Annotated in this window: 20 protein-coding genes; 3 read left to right on the forward strand and 17 right to left on the reverse strand. The window is 53.3% G+C overall.

The features are described 5' to 3' along the window. Window positions 1–3: 3 nt before the first annotated feature. The 15 genes from tssG to tagH are packed head-to-tail and all read right to left on the reverse strand — an operon-like array spanning window position 4 to window position 18,275. The gene (gene tssG / locus FE845_RS06440; protein WP_200362524.1) at window positions 4–969 is read right to left on the reverse strand and encodes a type VI secretion system baseplate subunit TssG; all 966 of its coding nucleotides are present in this window, start codon (window positions 967–969) and stop codon (window positions 4–6) included. Beyond that, window positions 969–2,783 (reverse strand): type VI secretion system baseplate subunit TssF, encoded by a 1,815-nt coding sequence (gene tssF, locus FE845_RS06445; protein WP_200362526.1) that lies wholly within the window; start codon window positions 2,781–2,783, stop codon window positions 969–971. The genes tssG and tssF overlap by 1 nt, the downstream gene beginning before the upstream one ends. Beyond that, window positions 2,783–3,244 (reverse strand): type VI secretion system baseplate subunit TssE, encoded by a 462-nt coding sequence (gene tssE / locus FE845_RS06450; protein WP_200362528.1) that lies wholly within the window; start codon window positions 3,242–3,244, stop codon window positions 2,783–2,785. Before tssE ends, tssF begins: the two co-directional genes overlap by 1 nt. Then, window positions 3,234–4,031: a type VI secretion system accessory protein TagJ gene (locus FE845_RS06455; RefSeq protein ID WP_200362531.1), complete on the reverse strand. Its 798-nt coding sequence runs from the start codon at window positions 4,029–4,031 to the stop codon at window positions 3,234–3,236. The genes tssE and FE845_RS06455 overlap by 11 nt, the downstream gene beginning before the upstream one ends. 39 nt (window positions 4,032–4,070) lie before the next feature. Further along, entirely contained in the window at window positions 4,071–5,591 is a 1,521-nt protein-coding gene (gene tssC, locus FE845_RS06460) for a type VI secretion system contractile sheath large subunit (protein ID WP_200362533.1), read from the reverse strand. A 41-nt stretch (window positions 5,592–5,632) separates the two neighbouring features. Beyond that, on the reverse strand, window positions 5,633–7,129 hold the full coding sequence (gene tssC / locus FE845_RS06465; protein WP_200362535.1) for a type VI secretion system contractile sheath large subunit: 1,497 nt from the start codon (window positions 7,127–7,129) through the stop codon (window positions 5,633–5,635). Next, window positions 7,126–7,635 carry a type VI secretion system contractile sheath small subunit gene (tssB, locus tag FE845_RS06470; protein ID WP_200362537.1) on the reverse strand — a complete coding sequence of 170 codons (510 nt, stop codon included), beginning with the start codon at window positions 7,633–7,635 and terminating at the stop codon, window positions 7,126–7,128. The genes tssC (FE845_RS06465) and tssB overlap by 4 nt, the downstream gene beginning before the upstream one ends. Before the next feature lie 42 nt (window positions 7,636–7,677). Continuing rightward, window positions 7,678–8,823, reverse strand: coding sequence for a type VI secretion system protein TssA (gene tssA, locus FE845_RS06475; protein WP_200362539.1), 1,146 nt, complete (start codon window positions 8,821–8,823; stop codon window positions 7,678–7,680). A gap of 15 nt (window positions 8,824–8,838) precedes the next feature. After that, window positions 8,839–9,624 carry a PP2C family protein-serine/threonine phosphatase gene (locus FE845_RS06480; RefSeq protein ID WP_200362541.1) on the reverse strand — a complete coding sequence of 262 codons (786 nt, stop codon included), beginning with the start codon at window positions 9,622–9,624 and terminating at the stop codon, window positions 8,839–8,841. A 1-nt stretch (window position 9,625) separates the two neighbouring features. After that, window positions 9,626–10,303, reverse strand: a complete 678-nt coding sequence (tagF, locus tag FE845_RS06485) for a type VI secretion system-associated protein TagF (protein ID WP_200362543.1) — start codon at window positions 10,301–10,303, stop codon at window positions 9,626–9,628. 16 nt (window positions 10,304–10,319) lie between these two features. Beyond that, window positions 10,320–13,829 carry a type VI secretion system membrane subunit TssM gene (gene tssM, locus FE845_RS06490; protein ID WP_200362545.1) on the reverse strand — a complete coding sequence of 1,170 codons (3,510 nt, stop codon included), beginning with the start codon at window positions 13,827–13,829 and terminating at the stop codon, window positions 10,320–10,322. Window positions 13,830–13,846: 17 nt separating this feature from the next. After that, a complete protein-coding gene (gene tssL, locus FE845_RS06495) occupies window positions 13,847–15,151 on the reverse strand; it encodes a type VI secretion system protein TssL, long form (protein ID WP_200362547.1) in 1,305 nt (434 codons plus the stop codon). A 29-nt stretch (window positions 15,152–15,180) separates the two neighbouring features. Continuing rightward, window positions 15,181–16,503, reverse strand: a complete 1,323-nt coding sequence (tssK, locus tag FE845_RS06500) for a type VI secretion system baseplate subunit TssK (protein ID WP_200362549.1) — start codon at window positions 16,501–16,503, stop codon at window positions 15,181–15,183. Window positions 16,504–16,554: 51 nt separating this feature from the next. Next, entirely contained in the window at window positions 16,555–17,019 is a 465-nt protein-coding gene (tssJ, locus tag FE845_RS06505) for a type VI secretion system lipoprotein TssJ (protein ID WP_200362552.1), read from the reverse strand. After that, window positions 17,016–18,275: a type VI secretion system-associated FHA domain protein TagH gene (gene tagH / locus FE845_RS06510; protein ID WP_200362554.1), complete on the reverse strand. Its 1,260-nt coding sequence runs from the start codon at window positions 18,273–18,275 to the stop codon at window positions 17,016–17,018. The genes tssJ and tagH overlap by 4 nt, the downstream gene beginning before the upstream one ends. Before the next feature lie 302 nt (window positions 18,276–18,577). Here tagH and FE845_RS06515 point away from each other — a divergent pair, with 302 nt between their 5' ends. After that, window positions 18,578–18,868: a PAAR domain-containing protein gene (locus tag FE845_RS06515; protein WP_200362556.1), complete on the forward strand. Its 291-nt coding sequence runs from the start codon at window positions 18,578–18,580 to the stop codon at window positions 18,866–18,868. A gap of 5 nt (window positions 18,869–18,873) precedes the next feature. After that, window positions 18,874–20,760 carry a serine/threonine-protein kinase gene (locus FE845_RS06520; RefSeq protein WP_200362558.1) on the forward strand — a complete coding sequence of 629 codons (1,887 nt, stop codon included), beginning with the start codon at window positions 18,874–18,876 and terminating at the stop codon, window positions 20,758–20,760. 369 nt (window positions 20,761–21,129) lie between these two features. On the opposite strand, the gene FE845_RS06525 is transcribed toward FE845_RS06520, so the two are convergent. Together FE845_RS06525 and FE845_RS06530 are read right to left on the reverse strand one after the other, a co-directional pair. After that, window positions 21,130–23,193 (reverse strand): TRAP transporter large permease subunit, encoded by a 2,064-nt coding sequence (locus tag FE845_RS06525; protein WP_200362561.1) that lies wholly within the window; start codon window positions 23,191–23,193, stop codon window positions 21,130–21,132. A gap of 27 nt (window positions 23,194–23,220) precedes the next feature. Then, complete coding sequence (locus tag FE845_RS06530; protein ID WP_265091997.1) at window positions 23,221–24,168, reverse strand: hypothetical protein; 948 nt, start codon at window positions 24,166–24,168, stop codon at window positions 23,221–23,223. 398 nt (window positions 24,169–24,566) lie between these two features. Between FE845_RS06530 and FE845_RS06535 the strand changes: the two genes are divergently transcribed. Next, a complete protein-coding gene (locus FE845_RS06535) occupies window positions 24,567–24,845 on the forward strand; it encodes an HU family DNA-binding protein (protein ID WP_200362563.1) in 279 nt (92 codons plus the stop codon). Window positions 24,846–24,883: the final 38 nt, after the last annotated feature.

Raw genomic sequence — 24,883 nt, forward strand, 5'->3', positions numbered from 1 at the left:
AATTCAGTCCTTTCCTTGGCTTGGTTTGAAACTGACCTCGACCATTTTCACTGACTCTGGCCGAGCTCCAATAAAACTGTCAGCCCCAAGCCGACCATGACGCCCCAACACAGTGTGGGTCAGGTGAGCAGCGCGGGCTGACAAACGATAATGAACACGCATTTGGCCGCTAACCAGCTGTTGCGCTACGTGTGAAACGGTCTTGCTATAGGTGCCGCCGGGCAAAACAGAAACAAGCTGCTCCCGGGATTTCGGGCGAAAAACAACATCCACCCCTTTGTCTGCCATCCATACCCGACTCCCCAGCATAACGCCGCCAAGCCGAGCATATTGGCCCTCAGGCTGTTTTCTGCTCGGCAGACTTGATTGATCTTCCAGAGCCAAGGGCGCCCACTCCCCCCTTAACGTTCTAACCTCCACACTCATGCCCACGATATCTTCCAGAACAGACCGTAACGTACTGGCAGAGCGCGAGCGGCGGGCGAAGGCAGCGCCGTAATAAAGTTGCCAACTCTGCTCACAGCCGGTCAGAGACTTTAGGATTCGCGTGAAAATATCCGCCTCAGATCGTTCCTGATGCACGGCTGGCTGTGTTTTCTCCCAGCTCCGATAAAACAGCGAAATAAGACGGTGATTGAACAGGTCTAGGAAATCTCGGGTAGCAGGTGATCTATCCCTTACCTGTTCAAGCACCCGCTCGGTATAACAGGCGGGCAATGCGCCCCGCGCTCCCGTTAACCCCATGAGATCTGTCATCATTTCATGCAGTACTGCGCCATCGTCTTCGCGATGGGTTTTGAGACGGACAAGGTCTTGACCAGCAAACCCAAGGTTTTGGCTGGCGCGAAAGCGCACCACCTCCTTATTTGGCCAGCCATCATGGCCAACTCGGTGGTAGCCAGCGTGGTTATTGATTAACTGGCGTTCTGCTTTCCAAACCGCTTTGAACAGCGTGGTTGAGGTTGCCATTACAACAACTCCCGCTCGCCCGCTCTCGCAGGCCAAAGATAATAATCACGATGATGCCCCTCCAGCCGAATCCGTACTCGAGTAAAGGTATTGATCTGGGCAAACTGCGCAAAAAAACGGTCAAGAATGGCCGAGAACAAATAAATGCTGGTGCCCGCATAGTTTGACCGGGAAAAGGTGATACAAATCTCGGTGCCCTGACATACACCGCTGTGGACGCCTTTGCCAATACGGGCGGCAATTCGGCGAGTTTTTACCTGCTCGATGCCCTCAATCAACGCTTCGGTTTCCGGGGTGTGCCTGAAATCATGTAGCCGCAACACCGCCTTGAGACGACTCAGAGCTTCGCTGCCGGTGAAGTGCTCAAGATTCAACTGCTGAACAAACTCCCAACGCGCTCCGTCTGAGAGATCTGCCCGGGTTGTGGGTGTTGGCGGCACAAGCGCTACGGCATCCTCCACAAGAGGCTCACCAATCGCCCGAAAACGAGGCTCTCCACCGCCGAAGGGCAGCCGCTCGGGAATGTTCCGGTTGCAGCACCAAGCATTCACCATCAAGATCTCGCCTTGGGGCAAATCCTCAAGTACGCGACGATTAAAGCGGCGATCAACCAGCGTTAAACAGGTTTCAAATCCCGGCTCATATTGCCCGCCAGCCCAGCCTGTTTCGCGTCTTTCCAGATGCCAAAATACGTCTAGGCCCGACTGCCAGCGAGGGTGACCGATACCATAGAAAGGCGCCATCTCACGAACGTTTTCGTTCTCCACCAAACTGGCAGACTCCACACTGACAACCTCATAGGTGTCAGCGCCGCGGAATCGGGAAACTAGCCGGTGTTCATGATTGGAATCGTCGTTGCTAACCGGTTCCAGAGCCTCGTCGAACAGATTTACGGCTGGCACGCACCAAAGCCGCATATGCTCCGGCACAAAACTCTTTTCTTGTTCGCCGGAAGCCTCGCCTAGATAGACAAACAGGTCGACCTCTTCATGTTCGGGCCAAAACCCTTCAAGCCCCGAAAATTCAGCAAACAAAAATTTTTCTTGGAATAGAAAAAACTCGGTCAACAAACGAAAGCCATCAAAACTGCGCTTACTGTAGGGAACCAAGGCATCATCAGCCTCAAATCCTGCCGGTTTGATGTGCTGGGCACTGAAGAACCGCAGTTGTCGGGTGTCTGTAGTTGGGGTAATCGCAAAGCCAATGCCTGAGCGGTGGATAAGATCATAGAGTTCGTTGCTCAGATGAGTCTGGCCATGCAGGTAGAATCTCAACGATGGCAGGTTGATCTCACTGAACGGCAGAGGTGATTTGAGCCTAAGCTTGATCACGCTGCGTGCGCCCTCCGAGCCCGTGGGCCTTGGCGCATCAAAGGGTGCATTCTCAAACGCTGCAGTCACAACCTCGACGGGCGCTAAGTGGTGGCTTGCCGGAGACCGAAACTCACAGGGCGGCAAACCTTCCACAGTTGTTTCGTAACGCTGCTGCTTGTCCAACGCCGCACAATGGGTCTGTGATGCACCGGCTTTTAGCTGGATGACCGTCATGGAAGGAATCGGGGCCAGATAATCCGGAAACAAGTTGCCCATCAAGATATCTGTCAGTTCAGGAAAGTGGTTATCCAGACGCCGACGAATCTGGGCGGTCATAAATGCCACACCCTCAAGCAACCGCGAGACATGAGGATCCTCTACGGACTCATCACTGACGCGCAAATTACCCGCTACCTTGGGGTAAGTTTTGGCAAACTCAGCCCCCTGTCGTCTTAGGTAGGCAAGTTCACGGTTGTAATACTGAAGGAGTTCATCACTCATCACGCGCACTCCTGAAGCGTCATGGAGAGATTTACGGGCTCAAGGTCGGAGCGAAAGGCCACTGGCTCGGGCACTGGATCAACCAATAAAATGGCATCAATTCGCAGCCTCATGGTGCGATCAAGGGGCGTGTCTCCCTCTTCTGCAATCACTTCAATGCGTGTCAGCCTTGGTTCAAACCGCACAATGGTCTGGCGCACTTCCTCACACAGCCATTGCCGTGCTTCTTCTGTTCCCAGATCCATCACTGTAAAGTCCGGCAAGCCGTAGCCAAGCACCGACTGTTTGAGTTCCCGCAGCTCAGGGGGAAGTACCAGCCAGGATCTTCTGGTATTTAAGAGCGCCTCGAGATCTCGACGAACAGACTGGCGAATGGTCGTAACCGTCGCTTTAGCGTTGTGATCCGCTGCCAATCGGTCCAAGAGGTTCATCTGCAGGCGCACATTGCGTTCAGTCTGCATAAACTGCCGCTACTCGCTCTACTCGCTTCACATCCGAAAGCCCTACAGCATCGTCACCCACGAGATACTGTTTCAGGCCTATGCCGGTTACTAACCCGTCAGAGTGCGCGCGCCATTCTGTCACACGTCCCAGGCGCTCATGATCGGTGTCGCTAGCGGCGTACACGAGGGGAACAAACACCTCCCCCTGTTTACCGGATGCCAGCTCAACATCTGCTCGACGCCATACCAGTTCGACTGGCGAGGTTGGTGGATGAAAATCAATAGATTCGATATCCGACCAGCGCCACAGATAGAACTTGCCTTCTGCACTTAACGCTTCCAAAAAGTCACACAGGCTATCGTCACAGTCACGTATATCGCCGCTTACCTCACCAAGCCGGAACTCAGTCGCTGGTCTTTGCTGCTCCAAAAGGATGGCCGCCGCTTCGGCAGCAGTGAAGTCCTGTTCATTCAGGGCAGCCCTTAGGGCTAGGATGGTCTGAAGATTTTCGGCCTCGCACACCACTGCATCCTCCGCCAGTTTGCCTTGGTGAAACTCCAGCCGGGCCTGTTGTGCACGGATGAGTTGGCGCAGGTTCGCTGCACCGGCCAGCCACTCAGGATGGTGACGGGCGAGAGACCCCAGCATGTCGTCGGCGCGCTCTAGGTGGCCCGCCACACACAGGAGCTCAATCAAGGAAGCCCTTAGTTCTGCCGCAGCAGGCTGAGCCTTTACCTGTTGCTGGACCTCTTCGATAGCTTGCGCCAGATTGCCGCCCGCCAAATGCTGTTTGATGACATCCATTTCCTACTCCTCCGTTCGAATATAAACTGGGTGTCCGGCTCAGTGGCCGTCCACCGGTGTTAGTTCAGTAACCAGCCTTAAACCACTCACCAACTGATCAAGCTGGAAGTGAGGCTGAAGATGTATGATCGAGTAATATTTCCCCGGCTCTCCGGCTCGAGCTTTTACCGTCACACGCGCATCACGTAACGGGAACTTCGTGCGTAGGCCATCGGAAGCATTCTCGGTTGACATGGTGTAACCGTGAATCCAGCGCTGTAATTGGGCCTCGCACTCTTCCGGTGTCCGATAGCCACCTATCCGGTCTCGCCCCATAACCTTCAAATAGTGCGCAAACCTTGAAACGCACAGTATGTAATGCAGCATAGAGGAGAGCCGCGCGCTGACATCTGCCGCAGTTGTCTCATGCCGCTCTGGCTGCTGTATCGAAGGTACGGAATGGAATACAAGCATGGGTGTATTCGGCAAAGGTACTAAAGGCAGGAAGCCCTCCTCCGACAACGCCTTTTCCATACGATCACTAATCTGCCAATCCACGGCTTGACGTGTTGGAAACAGCACGCCCGAAGGATTGATTTTTGCAATGTCAGGCATGTTATCAACCGTGCCATGGGCAACACGGCCGGGCCGAAAACCACGAATTTGAGAAAACCAACCCGATTCGCAGAACGCTCGTATCGCAACGGTTCCAAAAGCAAAGCAGGCAGGGCCCCAAAGATAGTCCCTATCGGTTATTTTGCGATGCTCCAGAAAACCAAACGCTTCTGCTCCCTCACCTAACTCCCGATGGGGTGGTCGCATTAACATTCTTGGCACGGCTAAACCGAGAAAACGGGAGTCTTCGGTGTCCCGTAGGGAGCGCCAGGCGCTGAGTTCCACTTGGGAAAAGTGGCTCTCCAGATCCCGCACACCCGTTAGTTCTGCGTAGTGGTCTACGCCAAAAAAGCTTGGAGCGGCATTGAGGATTAATGGCGCAAATGCGGCCGCCGCCACCTGCGACAGCTCCCGAAGCGTCTCCAAATTTGCTGCGCCACCCCGAGTTCGGTGACTGATGCTGTAGGTACCGAGAAGCAACCCGAAAGGCTCTCCTCCCGGGCTGCCGAATTCCTCAGAATAGATTTTGGCAAACAGCTTAGACTGATCAAACTCGATAGCTCTGGCAAAGTCTGCGGCAACAACATCCCACGACGCATCCAGAACCTTTATCTTGACCTGATCTTGCTGCGCATCTTGTGCTGCCTGATCAACCAGAAGGCTGACTCCGCGCCAATGGGCCTCAAGATCTTTAAGATCCTGATGGTGAAGTATGGCATTGAGTTGAGCATTGATAAGCCGGTCGATTCGCAGAATACGATCGGCGAGCACTGCCCGAATCTGGTCCCGCGTCCACTCGGTGCGACCGGGGTAGTGACTCAGAAACAACATCAGTGCTTGCTGGTCATCAGCCTCGGCAATCAGCCGCTCAGACAGCCCTCTGCCCCACGAAGGTGCAGAGGTGCTGTCAGAAGCCTGACGGCGGGTGATGTAATCCTGCTCGACAAACGACAATGCTGAGCTCATGCCAACTCCAAGCAATCCCGGAGCCTCCCCGGGAGGCTCCATCAGTTACCGATTTCCGGAATCTTGGCGACGAGCCGCAAAGACGTGGTCAACTCTTCCATCTGCAACCATGGGCGCAGCCAGGCAATAGCGTTGTATGAACCCGGGCTACCCGGAATCTCACGCACCTGAACCTTTGCATCTGCCAAGGGGAATTTTGCACGGATTTCCTGACCACCGCCCTCAGACGCATTGACGTAGCCCATAATCCAGCGGTTCAACCAGTTTTCAACGTCATCCGCTTCCATGAACGAGCCGATCTTGTCGCGCGCCATCACTTTCAGGTAGTGGGCGAAACGCGAAGTTGCCATCATGTAAGGCAGACGCGCGGATATTGCGGCGTTTGCAGTAGCATCCGGATTATCGTAAATCTTTGGCTTCTGACAGGTTTGAGCGCCAAAGAAAACCGCATAGTCCGTGTTTTTGTAGTGGCACAGCGGCAAGAAGCCTAGCTTGCTCAGCTCTGCCTCTCGCCGATCGGTGATACCGATTTCGGTTGGGCACTTGAGGTCGGGATCGCCATCATCGCTGCGGAAGATGTGCGCTGGCAGGCCTTCCACCTTACCGCCACCCTCGGCGCCGCGAATCGCCGTGCAAAAGCCGTATTTGGAAAATGCATTCGTCATACGGCTGCCAAGCACGTAAGAGGCATTCATCCAGCAATAGTCATCGTGCTCCGGCTTCACAGCCATACCGGTTTCGGCATCCAGTTCCAGTTCTTCAAATCCGAATTCTTCAACCGGCTTGGTCGCCTTACCATAAGGCAGGCGCGCAAGAACCCGCGGCATCGTCAGGGTAACAAAGCGGGAGTCTTCACTATCGCGGAACGAGCGCCACTTGGTGTACTCAAGCGATTCGAATACTTTTTCAAGGTCGCGAGGTTTGGAGAGCTCAGTCCAGTCATCAAAGCCAAACATGCCTGAAGACCCAGCCGATACAAATGGGCAGAAGCCCGCCGCCGCTACGTTCGACATCAGGCTCAAGGTCTCAATGTCATTCGGGTGGCTATTAAATTCGTAATCGCCAATCATCATGCCGTAAGGCTCACCACCTGGCGTGCCGAACTCAGACTCGTAAATCTTCTTAAAAATCTGGCTCTGGTCGAACTCAACCGCCTTCGACAAATCCTTGTGCAAATCCTGCTTGCTGAGGTTAAGGACACGGATCTTCAGCATAGCGCTGGTTTCGGAGTTCATCACCAAATGGTGCATACCACGCCATGAACCTTCCAGCTTTTGGAACTCTTCCTGATGCAGAATTTCAGCAAGCTGGCCAGAGATCATCTGGTCGAGACGCGAAATAGCCTGATTAAATGTGATGGCCAGATTTTTGTTCCAGGTCACCGTGCCTTTCATGGCCTCTTCAGTCAGCGTTCGAATTAGCTCCTCGGCGCGACTGCTTTCAGTTTGCTTTGTGGCGCCAATGGCTTGCTCCAGCAAGCTGATCGACCCTGCCTCATGCTCAAGTACCGCGTCTTCGGTGCGTGTTTCAAGACTCATCCCTTGTCCTCCTCTGTGCTGCTCAGATCTGAGCTCAGTGCCTGAAGATCGTCTGCGTTGTTAAGTACTCGCTCCAGCAATTCTTCAAGCTCTTCGGAACGATCGACCTTGGTTAACAAATCACGTAGCTTGTTGCGTGTTTCCATCAGGTGCCGCAAAGGCTCGACCTGATTAACGATCGCTGCTGGCTGAAAATCTTCCATCGAATTGAAGCCCAGCTCCACCGAGATCTGGGAGCCGTCATTTGACAACTTGTTGTCAACTTTAAGCCGCAGGCTCGGGCTCATTCGACGCATAACTTCATCAAAGTTGTCGCGATCAATCTGAATAAAGCGGCGGTCCTTCAATGGTTTAACGTCGGCATTATTATTGCCCGAAAAGTCCCCCATCACGCCAACTACAAAAGGCAGCTCTTTTTTTACCAGGGCTCCCTCTGTTTCCACATCGTAGGTTATGTGTACCCGGGGCTTGCGAACCCGGGACAATTTGTTGTGGATGCTTTCCATATTGCTGTCTCCTTTTGAGCGTCACTGTTGGTTTGCCAGTGGTCATTCCTGCTGCTCGGGGGCAGGCACACCGGTTAATTTAAAGAACCCGTCCCGGGCTCCACTGTCGGATATCAGTTCGTCCATAAGTTCAGGCAATGACAGCTCGCTCCATCGAACTGCCCGTAAAATCGCGTAAGAAACCGGAGAGTGAGGTTCCGTCTTGAGAAAAAAATCTGACAGCCTTCGTAACTGCTCCAGCGCCTCTTTCCGGCTCTCAATAGCAACTCTAACCGTATCTATACCGGCAGGCTTCGCGCTTGTATTCGGTGAGCCATCCTCATTCGATGTATCTGGATCCGCACTGACATGCAGCTCCTGCTGTTGCGCTTCCAAATACCGGTCAATACGTTCACCAGCGTTGTGGTTAAGCATGATCAAACAGCGATCAAGGGCCTTTGAGATATTGGTCGTCGGCTGAGGGTCGCCACCCATGGCGCGATCCATGGCATCTGACAGAGCTCGAAACTCGGAATGCGCACGTTCGAGCGCATGCCGGGTTTGCACCAAATGCTCGGTCGGTGTTTCTTGCACAGCGGTTGCCAAGAGGTCGGGCGACATAGCACCACTGCGGATTCTTGATTCGGCTTTAGAATCATCCAGGCGGGCTACTTCAGTCGCCTGCTCAGCGTGCCAGGCGGCGTAGCAGGTAACCCCATCACCATCGAAGAACAAGGGCACTGAAATGATTGGCTTAATCAGAGTGCCTTCGCCGTCCGTTCCATTCAGGCCAACCAGCGGCGCTATCCGAGTATCTAAGCCTTCTTCGTCGGGCTTCGGATAGAGGTTCTCCCAGTGCAGATCGATCAGCTCACGGGCAAGCTCAAAACCTTCCGCGAGGCCTTCAAATCCTTTTTCCCTGCATAAGGCCTCAATCAGCCAGGCAACATACTCAAGATCCTTAGATCGGTTTTCCAATACTGCTGGAATCTCGTCAAGAAGCTGGCGCCACTGAGGCGTTTGCGGTGGTTCCTCACCGATAAGCACTTGGCGCTCTATCGCTCTAGCCTGATTCCTAAGATCCTTAAGCGTAAAATAAGGAGAAACCGGCGAGGTATCCTCCCGAGTGTCATCCCCACAGGGTAATTCCGGCGATATGTCCGCCAGCAGAGACTCAAGCGGAAACAGTCGATTGGCTTCATGTGTCATTGGCTTCTCCACCTGTTAAAGATTCCACTGGCCCAGCGGAAGTGTCGAATCTCTGGCGCTGTCTGCTAAACCGGCCAACCCAACAGGTGGTTCAACCTGTACGATAATTGAGGTGATATTGTCCCGGCACCCCTTCACCAGAGCCGCATGGCGGAGGGCCTGATTGATATCCTCAATAGGCTCTTCCATTAGAAACTGCTCCAATTCCTCGCGCTCAAACTCACGGCTAATGCCATCCGTACATAAAAGAAAACGATCTCCGGGCATCACTTTGCCTTCTACACTGTCAATCAAAGGCTCCGCCTCTACACCCAACGCACGGGTAATCACATTGGCGAGTGGATGTGATTCGGCCTCCTCTTCTGAGAGAACTCCCTGCTCTACAAGGTCTGCGACTTGGCTGTGGTCTTTTGACAACCGCTGTAGCTTGCACTCTCTCAGCAGGTAGGCTCGACTGTCGCCAATCCAGAGAATTTTATATCGGTCATCGGTGATCTTTAGTGCCACCATCGTTGAGCCCAAAGTGGCCCCGGGTAGCTGCTCATCGCCATATTTTCGTATGCGTTGATTGGCCAGATGTATCGCCTTTTCCAACTCACTCGCGCTCATGGAACTGCCGCTTCGCTGCCGTTCTAAACTCACGGTATCGCATATCAACTGACTGGCTACTTCACCCGCCTGATGCCCACCCATACCATCAGCGACAACCCAAAGCCCGTCCTCGGGAAACGACAAATAAGCATCTTCGTTATGATCCCGAACGGCGCCGGTGTGTGTGAACTGAGCTGAGAAATAACGCATCTCAGGCACCCTGCCCTATAAATTCAGCTTCCAGCCAGCCATGGTTGTGCCATTGGCCGACCATCATCGAAGCAAACTGGCCAATCTTTGGTAGGCCATCGGTAAGCAGTGTTACTGGCTCTACAAAGGCTGAACCCTGAGTCCACCAGATGGTTGTTCTCCGATCTTTTCGCAACATGGCCTCTAACCAGTCGGTTTCGCTGCCGGATGAGGCGAATACCAAATTGCCCGCCCCCGTTGGCCACTGCATTCTTGCGCTTGTGGGCTCCGGAGGCTCAATAGCAGACAGTTGTTGACGCCAAACTTCTTCATGCCAGCCGTCCTCCAAAACATCGAGAATGCAGTTTTCCATAGACGATGCCCATTCCGGCTGGCGCCAACCATCAAGCATCTGGCCCGCAAACTCGCGAACCACCAGAAACGGAAAGTGACGACCCACGCGATCAACCGACGGAATAACCGTGCCCAATAAGCCGGAATCAAGCATACCTCCGGGGGCAGAGCAAAAATGCCAGATCGGTGATGTGAGGTAGGCATCCATCCATTGCCCTTCCAGTTGATCCCTGCTCACAGCAAGCGAGGTCTGGCACCACTCGAAGAAGAGATCTCTTACATCCGGGCGTACATCCACGGTGATGAAATCTCCTCGCGCTGGCACCTTGCCCATATATCCCCACATGCTTTCGCTCCCTGACCTACAAACGTGCTGGCAATGTAAAGTTTTCAATCAGCCCGTCGGCGAAGGGATGCCTTACCGAGGCCGGCTCAATTCTCAATCGAGCCAAATAGTCACTGAGCATGATTTCCAGCGTAAGATCTCGGCCCTCACCTCCAACTCCGCCGTAAGCAGCGAGTAGCCGGAAAAGCCCCCATTCACCCTGAAACTTCCGCTGAACAACCGCGTCAGATGTCGATCCAGGGTTGACTGCAATCCGCACTACATCGCCACTGGTGCCCGGCCACTCAAAGTGATGTTTTCTGGCTGGCCCATGGCGGTAAACCATCTGATCTCCGCCCGCCTCAATCGAGAACTGGGTTACGCGACTGTCCAAGTAAACTGGCTGAACGGCATAGGGCACTTTCAGATTTTTAGTTCCATCCTCAAAGAACGCATTGCGGATGCGGTTCGCCCTTTGGAAAAAGCGCAGACTGTCTCTACGAATGTTGAGGTCTGTTGATAGCCGCCAAGGGTTTGACGAAGTGTCCACATGATCAGCGAGGTATTTATTAAAGAATTCGTCAATAGTGCCGCCGTGGCCAAAGAACTGGCTGAAGTCCGCCAAACTCACCTCATCTGATGCATTCGGTGCCAGAGGATAGAGCCCGGCGATGGCCGATTTAAACTCTCGATACACCTGATTGCGCCACAGGCCGTTGATCTTTTGCGTTGCAGAGCTTCGTACCAAACCTCTGGATTCACGCGCAAAATCCGAGACAATTGATTTAAGATGCGTGGACTGAGTGTTGCCAACGGTGGCGTAGAAGCCAGTCACGGCGGAATTGAAATCAGCACGAGAAACTGTCTGAAACCTATTAGCGCCGTCCGACTGTTCGGAAAAGTACTGGGACATTGTGCGCGTTTTGCTTTGTAGCGTTTGGAAGGTTTCTTCCTTGATGCTATGCAAAACCTTAAAGGTGTCGTCCACCAGAGTGGTCTGGGGCTGCTCTTTACCTGTGAGGGGAAGAATTCGATTCAGCCGATCAAGCGCACGGCTTTTTCGACCAGCCTCACGCATAGCCTGACCCTTTGCGGCATCTGCGGCTGATGCACCTTCCGTTTCTGTGGCGGCCAGCTGTGTGTTGTAGTTGACGGCAGACACTAATCGATTCAACGGCGCATCCGGACCACTGAGCAAACCCGTCAAATAGCGCCCCTGCTCAGGACTGCTGAACGAACGAATTTTAAGATCAGACATCAGGGAGTCCCATGCATGGATGTAATCCCTGAAATAATGATCCTCAACGAGGGCTTTAATTCTGTCCTCGTCTAGGTTGCGGTAGGCCGCTGAATCGTCTCCATATACCCAGGAATCTTCAAGTAGATGGCTAACAATCTGATCCCGTTCCGGCTCAAAAACGCCACGATAACCTGCTTTGGTATAAAGCGCGGGTATGCCCTTGTGCAAGCTCTCGCCGGAGCGACGCTCAAATACCTCTGCGGCGACTGTGCCCAGCACCATGGGCAGTCGAAATTCCGGTAGGCCTGCTGCCTGAGCGTCCAACCGAATACGCTGATATGCCCGTTCCGAAAGCGGCACGGAGGTCAGTTCATTCCGCGCGACCTCCACAAGACCCTGAGATACACGTAGGGGCTGTTCAAGATCCAAATAAGCTTCAAAGTGCTTCAGCACCGCTTCTCGATGAGGGCGGTTAATTTCTCCGGGTAAATGGTTTTCCATCAAGTAGGCCAACCACAACGAAACCTGATCACGATTGAAGCGGCTACGATCTCCGAGCATCAGGTAGCTCTTCAGTGCCTCATACAAATACTCGGGGTTATCCAAATGCAACTGAATATCTTCTTCCAGAGCATCCTTCAGCGTTTTGGCAAGCCGGTATTGAAGAACCCGGCCGTACACACCTGTGGCACCCTGATACAGGGCTTGGATCTGAAAATGGCCAAGAGACGATAGACCGTGGGTCTCTGGAATCTCATTGCCACCTGAAAGCGCCGCTGATTCATTAAGTACGGTTTCGAGCATCAACCACTGGGCATCGTCCGGAACCGAATTTAATGTATCCGCTAACCCGTCGGTTCGCTCTGCAAAACCCGCAATGGCGTCCCTCGCCCGGGCATAGTCAACATACCAAGTTGCGGCAAGCCCAACCGTCAGAACAGCCATTGCTGCAAAGGCGATGCGGCGAACAAACATTCGCTGCCGTGCTTTACCGCTATCGGTCACTGCAAGCCCATGCTCGGAGAAGATCACCTGATCGAACAGTTTCCGCTGGAAATAGCCCCCGCTAGGTTGCGCGCTGTGATTTTTCCCCACCTTCGATGACTTGAGCCGGAACTGTTGATCGACAATGCCGGACACTTTGTCGAAGCCGGACTGGCCCTGTTCCGAAGACACCATGTAAACGCCCCTCAATAACGGCACTTCTTCGTAAGCCGAGGGGAAAAACACATCTTTGATCAGGTTCCACAAAGGTGTTCTGAGCAGCGCTACTTGCTTGGGGAACTCGTAAATTCGGCTGCGGGTGTCAGGTGCCCGCTCCTGCTTCAGCCGGTGCAGTAAAAACCCGCTAAGGCGATTCAGCAGTTGATCAAATTCGTGTTCGAAGGCCGTCGGTAACTTCTCAGGATCGGTTACCGCTCCCAAATCAAACGTGACACCAAGAACATCCTCTCTTTCCTGATCAGAGAGCATCCCGAAGGTATCTACAAAACCTTCCAAAAGATCAAACTTGGTAAGCATCACGTAGACCGGGAAAACAACGCCCAGACGATTCCGCAGCTCCTGAACTCTTTGTTTTATCGCCCTCGCATGAATGGCCTGTTCCGTAGGCGTCTGTTCCAGCATATCGGCAACACTAACGGCAACAATCACCCCATTGATTGGTTGGCGGGGCCGATACTTCTTCAGTAGCCCTAGAAATGCATTCCAGCCTTTTGAGTCTCGTTTATCGCCTGATTCCTGAGTGGTATAGCGGCCTGCTGTATCAATGATCACGGCACGGTTAGTGAACCACCAATCGCAATAACGGGTACCACCAACACCTTTGACCGAATCCAACCCCATTTCACTTTTTAGCGGAAACTCCAAGCCCGAGTTGAGCAATGCAGTGGATTTGCCAGAACCAGGCGCGCCTACAATCATGTACCAGGGCAACTGATAGACAGAACTAAAGCGCCCAGACTTCCATTTGCGCACAAGCGCAAGGGCCTTGCGCATGTTATTGCGCTGAGTTTCCAGCTCTTCCTGAAGTAGCTCATCCCCCTGATCGGTAGCCATCATTTCTTCTACAACGCGTTCGTTGTCGCGACGCTCACGTCGAGAGCGCCACAACTGAACACCGAGGTAAAGAACAACGAGCGTCAATAGGAAGCTAATTCGAGCCAACTTGCTTGCAAATGGCTTCCAGTCCGCGATGGCCAGCAACGGGCCACCAAACCACACCAATACCGTAAGTGCGACAAACCCAAGAACAATAAAAATTGTTCTTGGGGTTATCCGAGACCAAATTCGGCGAATCCATGCCATGGGGTTACCTCACGTAATCAATCATTCAGGGCTTCAGGAACCAAGCTGATTTCAACGCGCCGATTACGGGCACGATCCTCAGAGGTAGCATTATCAAAACGGGGTTCCGTTTCACCACGACCCTCAGGCCACAACCTGCCTTGCAGGTTTGCCGAGCCTGCAAGCTCGTCAGAAACTGCTGTCGCTCTAGCGAGTGACAGGTGCCAGTTAGAGGGGTATTGGCTTGTTGCGATAGGCTGGTTATCGGTGTGTCCGGTTACCATGACGGTTCCCTCTGTCGATTCCAGCGCACGGGCAATCTTATTCATGAGTGGCAGCACATCTTCTCGTAGAACAGCAGCACCAGACTCAAACAGCGATTCATTACCGATACTCAGCGTAATCTTGCCGCCATCGCTGTCGTTGAGTGTGACCAACTCCCTGTCGATTTCGGTTTGGAGCACTCGTCTGAGGTAGTCACCCTGTCCCGGCCCTACCTGCCCTTTAGGCACTCTTACTTCAGGGACTGCCAGTGTTGCCATATTCCCCAATACCGGCTCTGCGATAGAATCGAGTCGCTGTGAAAAAGCCATATAGAAAACCAGCAGTATCATTGCAGCGACTGCGGCACCGACCCACACAGGAACGCCTAGCGTCACGCCGGGGCCGGTCAGTACTTTCTGCTCCCAGGCTTTCTCGAATGGAGTGCCTAAAGAACCACGGGCGGAACATATTTCGTGATACAGGCAATCTCTGAGCGTATCCAGCTCCTCTTGCCCGCGTGACTCAACCCGGTATTTGCCTTTAAAGCCCAGCGATAAGCAAAGGTACTGAAGCATCAGAACATCTGTATTTGCCGTGCGCCTTGCGGCTGCAACCAGATCAAAGAAATAGGCACCTGACCAGGTTTGCGAATGAAATTCTGACAACAGTGAATGCGCAGCCCAGTGGCCGTTTTCGCCCCAACTGCTGTTGAGCACGATTTCATCAATCAGTGCACACACACAATACGATGCTGTCTCGACGGTTTCCGCGGTGAGGCCTTCCGTTTGAAGGCTGGTCTGATACTCACGAACCAACTCCACGCACCGCCTGCGAAGCTCTGCAACATCATCAACCAACTCTGCAGTTGGCAACCGAACAGCCAGAGAAAGCAGCTTAGATGCGTGATCACAAACGGGGCCCAAACGAGTCTGGGGCAACTTGAACCGGCTAAAACCAGAAGCACTTTTTGCGGGCGCCGCTATAACAGTTTCGTCTGCCGGGCGGGGAGCAGCATGTGGCGCTGGGCCGGGTGCTTGTCGGGCGCCTGGTCGCGGTTTGAGGACGGTGCTGTCGTTCATGTAGCAATCCCTGCTTAAGTGTATGTCGGCTACTGCCGGACGGCCCAGAGTTCGAGTTCAAGCCCCGGATAATTACCGGACACGTGAACCGCCAACCCGCCGCTCTGCTTGAGGTGCTGCCAGCGCTCACTTTTCCCATCCAGCAAAAAGTAGTGATAGCCTGCATGGTAAGGAATCTGTCTTGGCGCCACGGGAAGCGCACTTACCGGTATACCCGGCAAGTGGTTGTTAACGAGGTCACGAATATGCTCTACAGCTCCCAGTTTAATCTGTGCTGGCAAGCGACGGCGGATGTCTTCCGTTGGCAAGTCTGCTTTAACCGCAAGTACAAATTGAGCGCTTTCAAGAAGGCTGCCGTCAGGCAATGGCGCAACCCGGATTCCGTACTGAGCATTCTCTAGCTTCAATGCAATCGCCGTTTGCTCAAGAACGGTGCTAAGTGACTGGCTCAGCAATGCAGCCAAATCGCCAAAGGTTTCCGTCAATTGCTCATGCCGGTATGGGGGTAAAGACGGCACCATTTTGTCTGCGCGTGCAAAGAGTGCCAGCTCGCCGGTCAAGGTAATTGCCAACTCGTAGAAGCGCTCCGGATGCACTTGCGGTGCGCCTTTCAGGTGCTCTAGCATAGGTTGCCAACGATTCAGCGTTTGCAGCATCAACACATCAAACAGTGTTGATGATTGCTCTGCGCCCTTTTGCATTCGTACCGCTAGCGCCTTGGCCCTTTGCTTAACCATGCCAAGGATTTCACGCAGGAATGACGCCAAAGGGGCAACAGCTGCCACATCCAATGTCGGCGGAATAAAGCTCCGATCAAGCTTCACTTCTTTCTCGTTCACCACCTCCACAATGCGAGCAACAGAAAGACACGCAAACCCCGCCAAATCATCACGCCCGAGTTTGAGGCGAGGATTAAGGTGCGCCAAGCCCAAAAGCTCTTCCTCACCATCTTCTGCAGAATCGTCTAGCAAGCGGTTTTCTTCAAAACGGTATCGCGCTCCCTGGGTGGAGCTGTCTGCGGCAATATTGGTGCCCGATAGCTTTTCCATGGGCAGCACCAGATACACCAGCTCATCTCTGGCATCTGGCGGAACTTCTAATACAAGTGCATCGGTTTGGTCGAAGGCGAAAGGCATGCCGTCCGGCAGAATGCCTACCGCCCTAACCAGTGATACCTGACCAAGCGCGAGAGCCTGAGAATCCATCTCCAGTTCTGAAATGCCGTATCCGTGCACAGCGGTACGAGCATGTCGGCTTCGCGCCGTCTGGTACAAGAAACGATCCTGCTGTTGAAAATGCTGTGGCCGAAGCAGCATACCCTCAGACCAAGCGACCTTAGCTATTCGTTCCATGATGTATAAAACCCATTGCTATTCATTCTGAACTGACCGCACACGAAGGTGTTAGCGGTCCTCCCGGGCAATTGCTCGGCTGTCTATACTGATTCTCAGATCGTCATAACCGCGAGGGTCTGCTGCGAGCGTCAATTTCCACTCAGCATTCTCAATGTCTCTAAAGGCGGCCACGATTCCGATGTGCGTGGTCTCTTTATGCAATCGCATCTCGTGAACCTGCCCTCGTGTGGGCCGGATAATGGTCTCAACGTAGCCGAGCAAGTCTTCGTCGAGTAGGGCTTCCGCATCATCGTAGATTTCAAAGAAACCCGCATCTTTGAACTTGGCTGCGGACTTGAGTTCGTAGATCCTTACCACCAGTGGCGAAGATCGCCCACTCGCATCCGGATTGATGTTTCCGTGGGGGGCGAAGTGTAAGTCGGTGTAGGGCGTCACTATGGCGTTTGCAACAACGCAGCCATTTAAAGCTATTGCAGCCACTAAGACCATTGCCCAGCGCATGGCATATATCATGTTTTGGCACTCTCCTCATTCTGGCCAACGGCCTGCTCGTAAGCTTCAACAAACACGTCACTCCTGAGCATGCTGTCGGTGCTACCGTAAACCTCCCGCTGCCAGGCACGATGACGGGTAATTGTTTCCAAGGCTTTACGGCGGGCAAACAGCCCTGTTGTATTTTTTGTGCCAGTCGCATTCGGCGTATCAGCCAGAAGGTCCTGAACGACAGACTCCACACCTTTGAGCAGTGCCTGCTCGTGCGAGAAGAGATCATCAAACGCCTTGTTAACCGCATCCACCGGCCCTAAATTGGCAGCGTGGGGCCGAATAAGAAGGCTATCCAGCGCATCCTGAGGTGTAGCAGAGAACTTCAAAGGGTTATTTTCGCTTCGCTGGAACAGCGTCTGTGCCACGCGCAGTTGTTGCTTCTGGCGGGCTCGCATATGGATCATATCCAACAGGCGATCTAGCAGTACCCGAGTCAGACTTCCAAGATCCCTGTACACGGCCGGTCCCGCACCCTCTAGCTTTTCTGAAGGGAGCCCAAGGCCTTCAGCAAGAGCTGTTAGCGCATCAATCTGTTGACTCGGTGCAGCAGGGGCATGGTCTCTTGGAGCTGGAGATGAGACAGGCATATCCTGCGCTGTCGCAGCACCTTGGGGCTGCTCACTACCCTGTCCCCAGTGCCACTCGCCGGGAATCGCAGGCTCTTGCATTGGCACATGGCTATCCGCCATAACCCTTTCGCCCAAGCCAGCAGCAAGAAAATCTCCAAAAGCACCTGCTGCAGGGCTGTCGTCTACAACACGGCTGCTATTCAGAGGCGACTCAGAGCGCCCAGCTTGAATGGGGGACGACTGTTCTAGTTGGCTTTCTAGCGGCTTGTTTTCTAATGGCTTCTTTTCTAATGACTTCGAAAAATCGGGCTCAACCTGCTCCGGCGCCGTGGCAACAATAGAAGCCACAACTTCAAAATCACCGAGGCGCAGGCAGTCTCCAGACTTGATTGCCACGGTGTTACCACGACCAATAGCCGAGGCTTCGCCGTTCAGAAACACACCGTTAGTGGATATATCCGTGACTGTATAATGGCCACCAGAAAAACGAATCTCGGCGTGCCGGGAGGAGAGGACTTTCAGCGGGTCGGGTAAATGCCAGTCACAATCGGTAGCTCGCCCAATAACAATGACATTGTTGGGTTCAACCGTCTTTTGGCCGGTAACTGAGGGCGACAGCCTTTGATAGCTGGTAACTTTGAGCTCTAACAACATCACTCGCTCTTCCCTTGGAGCTAAAACCTAGAAAGCAGTGTCATAACGACACGGATTTCTGCACCTTCCTTGGACCAATTTTGTAAGAACGTCGGAACGGATCACATACAACTTATCAACCGCCAATGCGGCTTGACTGATGGATACTATTCCAGCCTCTCGGAACTGTCAATTCCTGTTAAAAATGGACTTCACAAATGTAGGCAAAGATCACACAAGGGGGTTGACCTACCTTTTCGGATCGCCGAACATCACGCTCTGTAAAACCATTGGACGGATTTATTTTCAGGGACGTATTGCTCATGAGCAAGCCGACTGCTTTTCTTGGAGCTTTTCATATCTGCCCCGCCACAACCGGCCCCGTGCCGCACGTTGGTGGCCCCACCCTCGCAGCATCTCCAAACGTTTTTGTTGGCGGCCTACCTATTGCCAGGCTTTCAGACAAACTCATTTGCGTTGGTCCACCCGATGTTGTCGTTGAGGGCTCCGGAACGGTTTTCGCAAACGGCCTGCCGGTAGCGCGCTTAGGCGACGCCACCGTTCATGGCGGGAAAATTGTCGTCGGAAACCCTACGGTTCTAACGGGAGGGTGAGCACGGTGGAAAGCAAGAGCAATAAACATAAATGGCTTGATAAAACACTAAACCAGCGTTATCGAATTGAAGCTCTCATTGCCTCAGGCGGCATGAGCGACGTGTATCGGGCGGTGGATTTGCAGCTAGAGCAAGCGGGGGCAGCCGATTGCAAAGTCGCACTCAAAATCCTCAAGCACGACATGCTGACCCAAGACGGTGTACTTGGCGTGCTCGCCCGAGAAACCGCCAAAACCAAAAGCCTAAGCCATCCCAATATTATCCGGGTGCAAGACCTGCAACAGGATGGTGATACCTGCTTTATGGTCATGGAGCTGCTTGAAGGTGAGCCGCTTACACGCATGATCCAGCGCTCGCGGCCCAGCGGTTTGAAGTGGAAAGGGGTAAAGGAAATTGTCGCGCAGATAGTGTCCGCACTGAAATACGCTCACGCTAACAACGTTGTGCATGCAGACCTAAAACCCTCAAATATTTTCTTTACGCGTAACGGCCAGATCAAACTCCTCGACTTCGGCGTATCCCGGGTACTGAGCGATCCGCTTCAAGAGAATTTTCTACATCCCGGTCTCGACGAGACATCCATTTACGGATACACGCCAGCTTACACACTGCCCGAAATAGCGAAGGGTGAACAGCCTACCGGCGAGGGCGATATATACGCCCTTGCCTGCATCTGTTACGAGCTTTTGAGCTCCAAGCACCCCTTCAATCGGCAATCGCCATCACAAAAGGAGCGGCAATCGGCCAAATTAAAGCGGCCCGGCAACCTACCCTTGAAAACATGGCGAACCCTGAAGCAGCAACTGCTCGGAGCCCCTCAGCAGCTTTCTATCCAAAAAACAGAAAACGCCCTGAAGCCAACCCCTTGGCTGGCGGTCGGACAAACAGTGGTCACCACTGCCGCAATCACAGCGGGGATTATTGCTTGGTACACGGGAACGGCGGAGTCTGCCAAAGCAAGGCTTACCGCACAGACCCTGACAGAACAGAGACAACATAGTCTGGCGCTGAAAGACCTCCCTGCGGAGCAGCTTTTGCAACAGTTACCGGGAATGTCAGAGCTCGATCAAGCAGGGCTTCTTAAGCTCCAACAAACGCCTCTGGTCAACCACTTCCTATCTCGCATTGACAAGGCCCTTGAGCCCAATGAGGAGAACGGTTTACCGAACATAGTGCAGGCACTTTCAGTACTTGAAAGTGCTACCGCCCTCTTCCCAAGGGACGGGGAGCTTTTGAGTGTTCAAAACCGTATCGAGAATAGGCAAAAGACCCTGCAGAGTGCCCTTGCCAACGAAATCCAATCCACTCTTGAGCAGGGAAACTATAAAGCAGCCAAAAGCGCAAACGCCTTGGTAAAACTAGGCTCTAATCTTGAATTTTTGGGGGATAAGCCGCCCAAGCCATCGCAAGCAGCTGTTAACGAATATCTCTCTCAGGTAGATTCGGCATTCAAAGCATTTGACGCCCCAAAGCAAGCACAACTGCTAACCATCGGAAATCGCTTCTTTGCACAATCACCAGAAACGAGCGATCAACGTATTGCTCTCGAAAAGCTTGGAGAGGCTGCCAAAGAGTTGGCTCAGTACCAAGACAGTCAAGCCGCCGACGGTGATCAGGTTTTCCCAAGTGGTGCAGCACTTGTGTTCTATGCACAAAAATTTGAGACATGGCCCGTTACCATCAAGAACGCTCGCTCAAGTCGTCAGCTAGATGCGGTTTATGAAGACATTCAAGCCTTAAAAAAGGTTGTTCCTGAGAACTTCGAAAAGATCGTAACGGCAGAGAAGCGCTTGGCCGAGGCTTACCTTTCCCAAGCAGATATTCTGCTTGCCAGAAACCAGACTAGCCGTGCTCAGCCACTCGTTAAACGCGCCACAACGTTGATGCGCTAAGCACACCGCATCGCTTGCCGCCAGTTTTGCGTCTATGCTTGTCTCATTGCTGTGCGCGCAACGCACCAGATAACCTCTGGTGCCGCGCCTGCATCATGAGGAGAAGGTGTGCCCGACAATAAAAATGTGATCGTTTTTTACGATGAACGGGTTCTTGCGCATTACCCCGACACCAGCGTCAACGTTCAAAAGAGGACGCAGATCCTATCCTTAGCGGGATGATACGAATGTAAGCAGGTTCGTAGAGCGGTGTAGGAGATTGGCCATTGCAGGCGTTCTTTGCATTCAGGGAGTGTGCTGGAGACGCTTTAGGGCACAATGTAAGAACGCACACTCCCATTCACTTTAAAGCCATTTGCACCGCATCGATCAGGCGTAAAACATCAACGGCACAAATGCCACCAGCACCAGCGAAATACCCATAGCGATCAGCGGCATAATGATGCGCTCGTGGCGCTCGTAGAAGGTGCCGGTTTCTTGCTGGGCAGCTAGAACCTCGGCTTCACCCACTACTTGTCGCGTTAACAGGTGGTTGAGTGCAACCGGTGGGCTCAAATAACCCAACTCAAAAGCCACCAGCGTAACCATCCAGAAGTGAACAGGGTGAATGCCGCTGGAATAGGCAATGGTTGCTACTGTTGCGGTCACTAGGATGACGGCACCGAAGGCGTCCATAATCATCCCGAGAATCACCAGAATAACCACCATTAACAACATGGCAGACCATGCGCTGTCGAATGCCTGAGGGAATGCCTGCATGATCTCAGAGCGCTCAATCACACCACCGATGCTAACCGACAGGCCCAATAACAGCAGCAGCGCCCCAATTTCCGCTGTGGTGTCATTGGTGGCACCGCGCACACTGCGTTCTAACCCTTGGTGGTTAATCTCGCCGGATGCACTGCCCTTTTTGTTCTTAAAGCTAATGTGCTCGTACACCAGTATGGACAACATAATCACCGGCAGTAGGCGCGGTGCCGAAAACTCATCCATACGCACATCTAAAGCAAAACGGTAGAGCAAAACAACGCCCACAATCACCAATACATAAGGAACCAGCGACCGCAACGCCTGAAGTGTCGCAGGCATGGCTTCAGCAGCTGGCGCCAGATTAAACTTACTCTGACGGTTTACCGTGAGCGCAACCGTGCTAAACATGACCGCGGTCAGCACGAACACCCATATTCCCCACCCGAACAAGTCGTCTGTGGTCACTTCACGGTTGAGGTAGGCAATAACGACAACCAACAAACAAGGGCGCAACACCACGCCCAAAGAGCCCGACATGGCAGTGGCCGCAAGCGCAAGCTGACGGCGCGCACCGGCAGCGCGTAATTCGCTGTAGATCACTGCGCCTGCAGCAATTACGAAAATCCCGGAGGCGCCGGTATAGGCGGTGGGAACGGCTGCCACAAGCACCGCAACAACAGCGAGCATTTCCGGCGGCATACGCCAGGGTCGGAATAGATTAAACACCAGCGTCGCCAGACGTGTTTGTTTAAGCATCATGCCCACCCAAACATAGAGTCCCACATTGAGGAACATGTCTGCCAATTCCATCATTTTACCGAGATAGATACCAATGCCCGATGCATGGCCAATCAACGCAAAGTAACTACCGGAAATCAGACACATCACGGTATACAGCGGCACCGCAAGAAACGCTTTGTTCAATTGTCCACCCGGGGCAAGATCTGAGGGTGCACGGATCAGCCGGTAGAGGCTGGCCAATGTGAGGCAGGCAAACCCGACAACCCAAAAATTGTGGAGTAGCAGATCTTCGGAAGATATCGATAGGTCTGAGCCCACACTGGACTGGCGGAAAATCAGACTGGACCCCAACAGCATTGCGTTGGCAACGGTTTGAAGCGTCAGAGAAACCGTATAGTCCAAACGGGTTTCCATGGCCCGCATAGCGATATGGTGGCGCGTGAGGGTTGCTGTGGCAGCGCACAGCATAACCAGAACCACCAAAATATAGCGCTGAGAAACGAGCCCAAAAGCAATGAGATCGGCAATAAACAGCTCTACCGCACGATAGGCTTTTACTCCTGGAGTAAGCTGACCTTGGAGACTCTCATAACTTTGGAACGCAGCTTTGCACTCGGCTACAGAGCGCTCAATCGCAAGGCGAACATCGGCAGGGTCTTTGTCTTGGGCGCCTAAGAGAGCCGCCATGGGGTCGTCAGCTGCTGGTTTTTGAGCCAGCTCATGGGCCACAGCAGCTTCAATATCCCGATTTGGATTACAGGTTGGTGCAGCCGGGTCCATGCGTAGCTTGTAGTAGCCGCTCCAGAGCTGCTCGCCGCCACGCAGCATCTGGTTGTGAATATCGCTGCTTGTGGAAAAAAGCACCACAGACAGCAAGAGCAGGCAAGCAGGCAGTGATGAAAACCACTCCAACCCGTTACGACGAAAACTACCCTTAGACATGACTCTACACTCTGGAACGTTAACGGGTTACAGCAGACCATCCAAGTCCATAGTTTCAACTTCTGGTTTTTGGTCATCCCAGAAGGTGCCAAGCTGGCCTAGCGGTGTACGGTGCCCGGTATTCTCTACCCATAGGCGGTCGGAGATTGCGATAATCATGTTGGTCGCCATAGCATCCACAAAAGCCCATTCATCATTGGAAGGCTGCTCTTTGAGGGACTCGGCGTGTTGGCGAACTACCGACTTCACCATTGCTTCATCGCCCTTGTTTGTGGCGGCAATTGCGTGGAATACATGGCTAAGGCGCACCCCTGCCTCTTCGCCCTGACGATCAGTCATGGCGAGGCGTTCAAAGGCATCCTCACCTTCTGGCTGCGCACCGGGAATCATTGCCCAAACGGTCGCTTTCAAGGCCATCGGGGCACCCCACCACTTTTCACTTTCAAGGCAGCTGGAGGCGCGGGCTACAACAGAACCTACGTTCTTGGGAACACCGATGGAGGAGGTGGATTGGATCTCTGAGTTAAGCGCCTGCAAACCTGCGAGCAAACCTGCAAAGTAGATAAACTCATCCATATCGTCGTCAAAGTCCGGGCACTCTCCGGTGCCGGGCTCACCATAATAGGTGTTGTGATGCTGCCAGCCCTTCAAATAACGCTTGGCGGCCAGAGAATACGCCCGCTTCTGGCGGATGATGGCGTCTTCAGCTGCATTACCTTTTCTCTCGTACATGGCAGCCAGTGCCGCCAGCTCATGCTCGCGGCCTTCTTCTTCGGCACATCCACCAGCCGAAAGGTAGAGCATGACAGCCAGCTGATCTGGCTCATTGGTGACCCTGCCGAAGGACATAAGCAATGGAGCGGTAGCCTCGCTCATGGCACAACCCATGGCCAGATCACCGCTGGCCATCAGATAGGGAATGGTGTGGTCGCGAGAAAAGCCCTGCATTACATCGCCGGTGGTTTTGTAAATCATGTGGTTCACGACACCACAGCCTGACAGCAGCGACCCGAGGGTAAGAGCAACTGCAACCCCTTTGAGCCGGGAGGCCGAATGCTTCAATCTTTGCCCGAAAGACGACGGGCGTGAACAGCCCCGGACGGAAGTTTCTGAATATGAAATGCCGGTGGTTTGCATCATGGTTTCTGAACCTTTTGAACGTGTTTGCATTGTTATTCTGAATCCGCTGTCAGCCGCGCATTATGGCCTACAGCGTTCGCGCTTTTTGAGACTGGCGCCGCAAATGACGCCTATGCACACAGTTTTTACCCACACGCCGATTTGCACAAAGAGCCGCAAGCCGCTATAGATTCAAGCAACCGTAGGCCGGTTGGGCGGCGGTTCCGACGAACAAAAACAAAAAGGGATACTCGATGCGCAAACCCGAACTCGCGGCAGCTATCGCTGAACGCACAGGCTTAACAAGAGAAAAAGCCGCCGAAGTAATTACCGCTTTTACTGACCAGATCTCAGCTGCCGCTAGCAGAGGAGAAGACACAACCCTGATCGGCTTCGGCACATTCAATATCCGCACCCGTGAAGCACGTGAGGGTAGAAACCCTCAAACCGGGGCATCCATCCATATTCCTGCCAGTAAAACAGTCGGTTTCAAAGCAGGCAAAGCATTTAAAGACGCGCTCCGCTCAGCCTAGTGATCTGCCAGAACAGCCCCTCCAACGTTGCTTAAGAG

The sequence above is a fragment of the Marinobacter sp. 1-4A genome (genome assembly GCF_016597725.1).
Lineage (GTDB): Bacteria > Pseudomonadota > Gammaproteobacteria > Pseudomonadales > Oleiphilaceae > Marinobacter.